The sequence below is a fragment of the Candidatus Avelusimicrobium alvi genome, assembly GCF_958451995.1.
GTDB classification, from domain to species: Bacteria; Elusimicrobiota; Elusimicrobia; order Elusimicrobiales; family Elusimicrobiaceae; genus Avelusimicrobium; species Avelusimicrobium alvi.
Map to the genome: position 1 here is coordinate 1 of NZ_CAUDSG010000059.1, position 5,223 is coordinate 5,223.

Genomic DNA, 5,223 nt, shown 5'->3' on the forward strand with positions numbered 1-5,223 from the left:
GGGGGATATATCCCGTGCAGAAAAGCCTCGGATTTACGCTTATAGAGCTGTTGGTAGTGGTGCTTATCATCGGTATTTTAGCCGCTGTGGCACTGCCCTCCTATCAGCGCGCCGTGCGCAAAGCACAGATGACGCAAGTATTTACCTATCTGGACGGCCTGTCCAAAGCACAGCATATTTTTTATTTAGCCAACGGCCGGTACAGTACCCGGTTTGATGAACTGGATTGGGAATTTCCGTGTGCGCGCCGGGTGCCGGATGACGGGGGAGAATCGTCGGATAAATGTTATTTTAAATTTTCTGCCGTTTCGGGGGCGTTTAAAGTAAATGGCGGCGGGGCTATGGCGGCCTTATTCCCGGACGCCGATCTTGTGCACCGCCTGCATTGTTACCGGGGCGGGCTAAACGGCTCCGGCACTACTTATTATTCCCAACATCCCGATGTAACAACCTGCTTTGCCTCCGGCTCGGATGAGGAAGGAAAAGCTTTATTGGCCGGCCTGGGCGGGGTATTGGTAAAAACACACGCCGCGGCGGGGAGCTGCAACAAAGCGCCGTGTTTGGAATACGCAATGTAGCAGTAAAAAGCCCCGGTTGTCCGGGGCTTTTAAATTGAAACAAAAAACTCCGCCCGGCCGTTTAACGGGCCGGGCGAAAGAGAAAAGACTTTAAAAAGCCTATTTTTTAAGCAGATTTTCGGAGGATTTAAAGCGCACTTTTTGTTTGGAAGGCACCTGCACTTTTTCACCCGTTTTGGGGTTGCGGCGCGTAACGGGGCGCGCCGTTTTTAAATGGAAGGAGCCAAAATTGCTGATGACCACTTTTCCGTCGCGCTTTAAACCGTGCTTAATAATTTCAAATACCTTATCCACGGACATTTTGGCTTGTTTCTTGTCCAAAACGTGCCGGGTAAGGTGGCGGATAACGTCGTCTTTATTCATTGTTTTCGTCCTTAGTCGGCGGTGGGGAGCCTTTGGCTCCGTATGCGGAGGATTTCCCGTCCGCAGTCCGCTTGGTTAAATTATTTATTGCCCCGGTTGGTAAAACCCATGGCGTGCAGCAGCACCCAGGGTTTTTTGCCCTGGCACACAATCTGCCAGATGGCGTCCACAATCGGGGTTTTTAAATTGTTTTTGCGCGCGATGTCGTACACGCTCTGCACCGAGTTTACGCCTTCGGCGATGGTGCCCACTTCTTTCTTGGCTTCTTCCAGCGACAGGCCGGAGCCCAGCTTTTCGCCCAGGCGGCGGTTTCTGGAAATGGCGGACATACCGGTTAAAATAGCGTCGCCGAATCCGGCCAGGCTGTATACCGTGCCCGTCTGCCCGCCCTGGCTGACGATAATATCGTTCATTTCTTCCAGGGCCTGCGTAATCAGCGCGGCTTTGGCGTTGGCCCCGTCTCCGATGCCGTCAATCACGCCGCAGCCGATGGCCAGCACGTTTTTAATGCCGCCGCCGTATTCCACGCCGCGCCGGTCGGACGCGGGCACAACGATAATCGGGTCCCCGCTCATCACTTCGCGGATTTCGTCCACAAGCGCCGGGTCTTTGCCCGCCAGCATAATTTTGGTGGGCACGTTCTGCGCCACTTCCAGGGCAAAGCTCGGGCCGGAGAAGGCCAGCGTTTTGTCCTTTAACTGGGGCAGTTCTTCTTCAATCAGTTCACAGATGGTTTTAAAAGTTTTGTCCTCAATGCCTTTGGAAGCGCTTACCACCGGCACCGCCCGCCCGGCGAGCAGGGGTTTTAGCTGTTCGCGGCAGAAGGCGCGGATGGCCTTGGAGGAAATAACGAAAATAATCAAATCGGTATCTTTTACGGCTTCTTCCACGCTGTCCGTAAGGCGGATATTGTCGTGGATTTTAAAATTCGGGATGTTGGGATGGCGGCCCATGGTTTTAAGCACGTTTAACAGCTGCTCGTTGTATTCCCACAGGGACACATTGTAGCCTTTGCGCGCCAGATGCTGGGCGATGACGCTGCCCCAAATACCCGCGCCGAATACCGTGATTTTATTTATTTTCATGCTCTTTTCTCTTTTTGGCGCCGTCCTCAAATTTCAGTTCTTTTTGCTGAAGGAGGCGTTTAATATTGGGGACGTGTTTGTAAATCACCAGCGCGCCCACGGCGGTAACCATCAAATCTACGGACAGCGGATGATTGCCGATAAAATAGCTGGAAATGGGAAGCACGATGCACGCGCAGATGGACCCGATGGAAATGCGGCCCCATAAGGCCACGCAGACGACAAAAGAAGCAAACGCGATGGCCGTGGGGATGGGGAGCAGAGCGGCGAATACGCCGGCGGAAGTGGCCACGCCTTTGCCGCCGCGGAATTTAAGGTAAATGGTCCACATATGGCCCAGAATGGCAATCACGCCGCAGCCGATGGCCACCCAGTAGTCGTCCGGGCAGTAGTGGCGCGCGAGGCACACCGGGATGAACCCTTTTAAACCGTCCACTAGAAAAGTGGCAATACCGGCCCATTTGCCCACCGTGCGGTATACGTTGGCCGCGCCGGGGTTGCCGGAGCCGTGCTGGCGGATGTCAATGCCCATTACGCGCTTGGCAATCAGGTAGCCGGTGGGAACGGACCCGAGTAAATAACTGAACAAGACGAGAATAATAACAGTCATAGTCATATATTCATTATATTAAATTTAGAAGCCGTGAAAAGGCCGTATCTGCGGGTAATGATGGAATTTTAAGGCTTTTTTATATACACTAAGAATATGAAAAACTTTCTTTCTCTTTTATTTATAGGGTGTTTGGCCCCCGCGCTGTACGCGGCGGAGCCGGGGCCCGCGCCGATTAATGAAAATGCTTTCCTGGTGCAAAAAGAAATTGCCTCCTGGCCTACGGACCAAACCTTTAATACGCAGGTTGCCGTGTATAACTGCCAGGCCGTGCGGCTGCATCCGGATTGGTTTTTAACTTCGGCCCATTGCGTCTATTCGGCCTGCGCCACGCGGCCGTGCACCGTGGAGATTACGCTTGCACAATCGGCGGATTTGACGGCCCGCGTGCGCGTGAAGCACAGCACCACTTCGCCGGCGGTGTTTATTTACGGCGGTTTTTTCCCGGGGCAGAACCGCATCAGCGGCGTGGATGCGGCGTTAATCCGTTTTAACGCGCAGAAGGCCGAGTATTCCTATACCCGCACCGAGGACGGACAGCCCCTCACCCGCACGGAGTTTGAAAAACTCCTGCGTTTTGACCCGGAGGCCCAGCTCCAGCTAAACGCTTCCGGCGCAAGGCTGCTGAACGTGTCCGGCGTGTCCACCGTGCGTTTGCGGCCCGGTATTGTGGTGCCGAAAGTGACGGACGGGAATATCTCCTATCTGGCAGGCGGCGGGGATGTGTATTTTGTGGATGAACTACAGCATTTTCTTTCGCCGGGGTTCGGCGTGCGCCGGGGCAATTCCGGCGGCGGCGTGTTTACGCGCTCGGGCGATTTGGCGGGGGTGGTGTCGTCTTTGTTATACGCCAAAGACGGCAGCGCTTCGTTCCAGGACGGAGAGGGCAATACCGTGCTGACGCTTAAAAACGCGCATGATTATTTTATGTTTACGGGTTTTAACGGGGCGACGATGAATTTCATCCGCAATAAAGTGCCCCATCTGCGCACCGTAAGCGTACTGCCCGAATTTGCCGTTCCTTCCAAGAAAAAATTTACGGCCGTGGTGGAGGCCGCCAACGCCGCTTCAATGCAGTTTTAACCGTTTAAGCAGGCTGTTATAATTGCCGTCCGTGGCCATCAAGGTAAGTTCCAGGGCCCCGGACGGTTTTTCTTGGCGTCCGGTAACGATGGCTTTTTCGTAGATTTTGCCCAATAAACCCAGCTGGTCGGGACGCAGGCTTAAACGGCGCAGTTTCCATTTCCGGGCGGCGGCTTCTTCCACTTTTTCAAGCAGACTCGTCAGGCCCAGGCCTTGCCCCGCGCTGATGAGCGCGGCGGCGGGGTTTTGCGCCTGCAGGAGCGCGCGGCGGGCGGGGGAGAGCAAATCGGTTTTATTAAATACGTCAATCACCGGCGTTTGCTGCGCGCCCAGTTCGGTGATGATGCGGCGCACCGTATCGGCCTGCCGGGGCCGAGAGGGGGAAGAAGCGTCCTGCACGTGCAGGATAACGTCCGCAAACGTGGTTTCTTCCAGCGTGGCGCGGAAGGAGCTTACCAGGCTGTGCGGAAGCTTTTGGATAAATCCGACGGTATCGGTAAACAGCATTTCGCCGCCCGCAGGCATACGCACGCGGCGGGTGGTGGGGTCCAGCGTGGCAAAAAGTTTATCGTCCGCATACACGGCGTTTTGGCGCGTCAGCGCGTTTAGAAGCGTGCTTTTCCCGGCGTTGGTGTAGCCCACCACGGCTATTTGCGGCAGCGGGATTTGGCCGCGCCGCTCGCGGCGCAGGCCGCGTTCTTTTTTTACCTGTTCAATTTCTTTTTCCAGCTTGCTGATACGCAGGCGCAGGCGGCGTTTGTCATATTCCAGTTTGGTTTCGCCGGGGCCGCGCAGGCCGATGCCGCCCTTTTGCTGCATAAGCGCCGTGCCCTGGCCGCCCAGCCGGGGCAGCAGGTATTTTAACTGCGCCAGTTCCACTTGCAGTTTCCCTTCCTGCGTGCGGGCGCGCTGGGCGAAAATATCCAAAATCAAACGGGTGCGGTCTATTACTTTGGCGGGGATGACTTTTTCCAGGTTTTTCTGCTGGGCGGGGGAGATTTCGTCGTCAAAAATGACGGTTTGCGTTTCCGTCAGGCGCACTTCTTCGGCAATTTCTTGCATTTTTCCCGCGCCGATAAGCGTGGCCGCGTTAAACGCGTTGACGCGCACGCGATAGACGCGCGCCACCTCGCCCCCGGCGGTATGCGCCAGGCGTTTGAGTTCGTCCAAAGAAGAGGAATCATAGGTATCCGTCTTGAGGGACACGCCCACCAGAATTACTTTTTCCATTGTTTCAATTTTAGTAAATATGCAAGGGTGACGAAAGGGGAACGGCGTTTTGTGGGCGCCTGTGTGCGAGTGAGCGGCATTGTTTAAACAGGGGGGCTCAATTAGTCGGATGTGCCCGCATAGAAAACTGCCCCCTGGAAGGGGGTCTTGCAGGCCACCCGGATGGGTGTGTCCGTTTTGCCGTTTTATGCAGGTCTTAGCCCTGTTGTTGCTGTTGTTTCTCCGGCCTTTAGCCCGTCTATAAAATCCGTTTTACGCGGGAGAAGCGTTTTAT

Annotated in this window: 6 protein-coding genes; 2 read left to right on the forward strand and 4 right to left on the reverse strand. The window is 55.1% G+C overall.

The genetic code is table 11. The annotated features are described in order from the left end of the window. Positions 1 to 5 precede the first annotated feature (5 nt). On the forward strand, positions 6 to 578 hold the full coding sequence (locus tag ACQY36_RS07825) for a type IV pilin protein (RefSeq protein WP_428078719.1): 573 nt from the start codon (positions 6 to 8) through the stop codon (positions 576 to 578). A gap of 99 nt (positions 579 to 677) precedes the next feature. Here ACQY36_RS07825 and ACQY36_RS07830 read toward each other — a convergent pair whose 3' ends face one another. The 3 genes from ACQY36_RS07830 to plsY all read right to left on the reverse strand — a co-directional run bounded on the left by ACQY36_RS07830 (position 678) and on the right by plsY (position 2,642). Continuing rightward, positions 678 to 941 carry an HU family DNA-binding protein gene (locus ACQY36_RS07830; protein ID WP_428056401.1) on the reverse strand — a complete coding sequence of 88 codons (264 nt, stop codon included), beginning with the start codon at positions 939 to 941 and terminating at the stop codon, positions 678 to 680. A gap of 80 nt (positions 942 to 1,021) precedes the next feature. Beyond that, the gene (locus tag ACQY36_RS07835) at positions 1,022 to 2,026 is read right to left on the reverse strand and encodes an NAD(P)H-dependent glycerol-3-phosphate dehydrogenase (RefSeq protein WP_428056403.1); all 1,005 of its coding nucleotides are present in this window, start codon (positions 2,024 to 2,026) and stop codon (positions 1,022 to 1,024) included. After that, entirely contained in the window at positions 2,013 to 2,642 is a 630-nt protein-coding gene (gene plsY, locus ACQY36_RS07840) for a glycerol-3-phosphate 1-O-acyltransferase PlsY (RefSeq protein WP_428056405.1), read from the reverse strand. The genes ACQY36_RS07835 and plsY overlap by 14 nt, the downstream gene beginning before the upstream one ends. Before the next feature lie 90 nt (positions 2,643 to 2,732). Here plsY and ACQY36_RS07845 point away from each other — a divergent pair, with 90 nt between their 5' ends. Beyond that, positions 2,733 to 3,719: a hypothetical protein gene (locus tag ACQY36_RS07845; RefSeq protein ID WP_428056407.1), complete on the forward strand. Its 987-nt coding sequence runs from the start codon at positions 2,733 to 2,735 to the stop codon at positions 3,717 to 3,719. Here the strand turns inward: ACQY36_RS07845 and hflX are convergent. Next, complete coding sequence (gene hflX / locus ACQY36_RS07850) at positions 3,705 to 4,949, reverse strand: GTPase HflX (RefSeq protein WP_428078717.1); 1,245 nt, start codon at positions 4,947 to 4,949, stop codon at positions 3,705 to 3,707. The two genes, ACQY36_RS07845 and hflX, sit on opposite strands and share 15 nt — an antisense overlap. Between the last annotated feature and the right edge of the window lie 274 nt (positions 4,950 to 5,223).

Excerpts from the sequence above, each read along its gene's own strand:
- ACQY36_RS07830 (WP_428056401.1), bottom strand. The coding sequence starts at position 941 with ATGAATAAAGACGACGTTATCCGCCACCTTACCCGGCACGTTTTGGAC.
- ACQY36_RS07835 (WP_428056403.1), bottom strand. The coding sequence starts at position 2,026 with ATGAAAATAAATAAAATCACGGTATTCGGCGCGGGTATTTGGGGCAGC.
- plsY (WP_428056405.1), bottom strand. The coding sequence starts at position 2,642 with ATGACTATGACTGTTATTATTCTCGTCTTGTTCAGTTATTTACTCGGG.
- ACQY36_RS07845 (WP_428056407.1), top strand. The coding sequence starts at position 2,733 with ATGAAAAACTTTCTTTCTCTTTTATTTATAGGGTGTTTGGCCCCCGCG.
- hflX (WP_428078717.1), bottom strand. The coding sequence starts at position 4,949 with ATGGAAAAAGTAATTCTGGTGGGCGTGTCCCTCAAGACGGATACCTAT.